At 64.8% G+C, this 2,777-nt stretch carries 3 protein-coding genes; all 3 read right to left on the reverse strand.

What is annotated here, in order from left to right; translation table 11 throughout:
- Positions 1-5 precede the first annotated feature (5 nt).
- Genes map through secY form a run of 3 tightly spaced genes read right to left on the reverse strand, consistent with a single transcriptional unit; the run spans position 6 to position 2,668 of the window.
- Positions 6-806, reverse strand: a complete 801-nt coding sequence (map, locus tag ACFV4K_RS35340; protein ID WP_357089095.1) for a type I methionyl aminopeptidase — start codon at positions 804-806, stop codon at positions 6-8.
- Positions 807-1,352, reverse strand: a complete 546-nt coding sequence (locus ACFV4K_RS35345) for an adenylate kinase (RefSeq protein ID WP_379280643.1) — start codon at positions 1,350-1,352, stop codon at positions 807-809.
- Entirely contained in the window at positions 1,349-2,668 is a 1,320-nt protein-coding gene (secY, locus tag ACFV4K_RS35350) for a preprotein translocase subunit SecY (RefSeq protein WP_379280644.1), read from the reverse strand. The genes ACFV4K_RS35345 and secY overlap by 4 nt, the downstream gene beginning before the upstream one ends.
- Between the last annotated feature and the right edge of the window lie 109 nt (positions 2,669-2,777).

Here is a 2,777-nt window from a genome sequence, read left to right on the forward strand (position 1 = left end):
GAGGGCTACTCCGGGCGGAGCGTCAGGATGCGGGGACCGTTCTCGGTCACCGCGACCGTGTGCTCCCAGTGAGCGGCGCGGGAACCGTCATCGGTGACGACGGTCCAATGATCGTCCAGCTCATGGGTTTCCGTGGTGCCGAGGGTGAGCATGGGCTCGATGGCCAGGACCGAGCCGACGCGCAGCTCGGGACCCTTGCCGGGAGCGCCCTCGTTCGGCAGGAACGGATCCATGTGCATCTCACGGCCGATGGCGTGGCCGCCGTAGCCGGAGACGATGCCGTACTTGCGGCCGTGCAGCTTCTCCGCGGCGTAGGTGCCCTGCTCGATGGCGTGCGAGACGTCCGAGAGCCGGTTGCCGGGGATCATGGCGGCGATGCCGGCCTCCATCGAGAGCTTGGTCGCCTCGCTGAGCAGGCGGTCCGCCTCGATGATGGTGCCGACGCCGAAGGTCCACGCCGAATCGCCGTGCCAGCCGTCGAGGATGGCGCCGCAGTCGATGGAGACCAGATCGCCCTCGGACAGGATGTCGCCCTTGGACGGAATGCCGTGCACCACACGGTCGTTCACCGACGAGCAGATCGAACCCGGGAAGCCGTGATAGCCCTTGAACGACGGGATCGCGTTGGCCTCGCGGATGACCTGCTCGGCCACCTCGTCCAGCTCCAGGGTCGAGACCCCGGGCTTGGCGGCGTCGCGCACCGCCACCAGCGCGCGGCCGACGATAGCGCCGGCCGCCGCCATGGCATCCAGTTCACCGGCGGTGCGGAAAGGCACCACCCGCTTGCTCTTACGGCCGAAGACCATTCAGCGACCCAGGGCCTTGAGCGCGTTCTCGTTGACCTCGGCGATCTCGCCGACGCCCTCGACCGACACGACCTGGCCGTCATAGTGCACCAGCAGCGGCTCGGTCTCCTCGCGGTAGACGCGCATGCGGTTGCGGATGACCTCTTCGGTGTCGTCGCCGCGGCCACGGGCCAGCATGCGCTCGACCACCACGTCCTCGTCGACCACGAAGGACAGCACGGCGTCGAGCTCCTTGCCCATGCCCTTCAGCATCTTCTCCAGCGCCTCGGCCTGATCCACGGTGCGCGGGTAGCCGTCCAGGATGAAGCCGTTGACGGCGTCCGGCTCGGCGATCCGGGCCTCGACCATGCGGTTGGTCACGTCCGACGGCACCAGGTTGCCGGCGTCGATGTACCCCTGGGCTTCCTTGCCCAGCGCGGTCTGCTGGTCGATGTTCGTGCGAAACAGGGCTCCAGTGGAGATGTGCGGAACACCGAGCTTTTCCGACAACAGTTCGGCCTGGGTGCCTTTACCGGCGCCGGGCGGTCCGAGCAGTACGAGTCTCACTTCAGGAACCCTTCGTAGTTTCGGTTCATCAACTGGCTCTCGATTTGTTTCACGGTATCGAGGCCGACGCTCACAATGATCAGCACCGCGGTACCACCGAACGGCAGATTCGTCACGCCGCCCGAGGCTCCGATGCCGAGGAGCAAGTTCGGCAAAACAGCGACAGCACCGAGGTAGATGGAGCCGGGGAGGGTGATCCGGCTCAGGACATAGTTCAGGTAATCGGCGGTCGGCTTGCCCGGCCGGTAGCCCGGGATGAAGCCGCCGAACTTCTTCATCTCGTCCGCGCGCTCCTCCGGGTTGAAGGTGATCGCGACGTAGAAGTAGGTGAAGAACACGATCAGGGCGAAGTAGATCCCCACGTAGACCGGGTTGCTCGGGTTGACCAGATACTTCTGGATCAGCTCCTGCCACTTGGCCGGATTGCCCGTGCTCTTCTGGGTCAGCTGCGCCAGCAGGTTCGGCAGGTACAGCAGCGACGACGCGAAGATCACCGGGATCACACCCGCCTGGTTGACCTTCAGCGGCAGATAGGTCGAGGAACCGCCGTACATCTTCCGGCCGACCACGCGCTTGGCGTACTGCACCGGAATCCGGCGCTGGCCCTGCTCGACGAAGATGACGCCGACGATGACCACCAGGGCGGCCGCGCAGACCAGGGCGAAGATGCCCACGCCGCGGCTGTCCCAGATCATCTTGCCCTCGGAGGGGATACGGGCGGCGATACCCGCGAAGATCAACAGCGACATGCCGTTACCGATGCCGCGCTCGGTGATCTGCTCGCCGAACCACATGACCAGGGCCGCGCCCGCGGTCATGACCAGCACGATGATGATCATGCCGAAGATGGAGGTGTCGTCGAGAATGTCCTTGGGGCAGCCACGCAGCAGCTGACCGCGGGAGGCGAGCGCGACCAGACCGGTCGACTGCAGGATCGCCAGCGCCACGGACAGATAGCGCGTGTACTGGGTCATCTTGTTCTGACCCGCTTGACCCTCTTTTCGCAGTTCCTCGAACCGCGGGATCACGACGGTCAACAGCTGGATGATGATGCTGGCCGTGATGTACGGCATGATGCCGATCGCGAACACGGACAGCTGCAGCAGCGCGCCGCCGGAGAAGAGGTTGATCAGCTGGTAGATACCGGCGGAGTCACCGCCGTTGACCAGATTGACGCACTCTTGAACGTTCTTGTAACTGACGCCCGGCGAAGGCAGCGACGCACCGAGCCGGTAGAGCGCGATCAGTCCCAGCGTGAAGAGAATCTTCCGCCGTAAGTCCGGGGTCCGGAAAGCCGACACGAAGGCGGAAAGCACAGATCCTCCTGGCTAACGACATAGGTCAGGCCACGGATTCAGCGAGAGAACGCCGAGAACCATGACGGTGTTGGCAGACAACACTTGAACTTTAACAGCGGCACCGGGC

Origin of the sequence: Nocardia sp. NPDC059764 (assembly GCF_042732555.1) — a bacterium.
GTDB lineage: Bacteria > Actinomycetota > Actinomycetes > Mycobacteriales > Mycobacteriaceae > Nocardia.

Excerpts from the sequence above, each read along its gene's own strand:
- map (WP_357089095.1), bottom strand. The coding sequence starts at position 806 with ATGGTCTTCGGCCGTAAGAGCAAGCGGGTGGTGCCTTTCCGCACCGCC.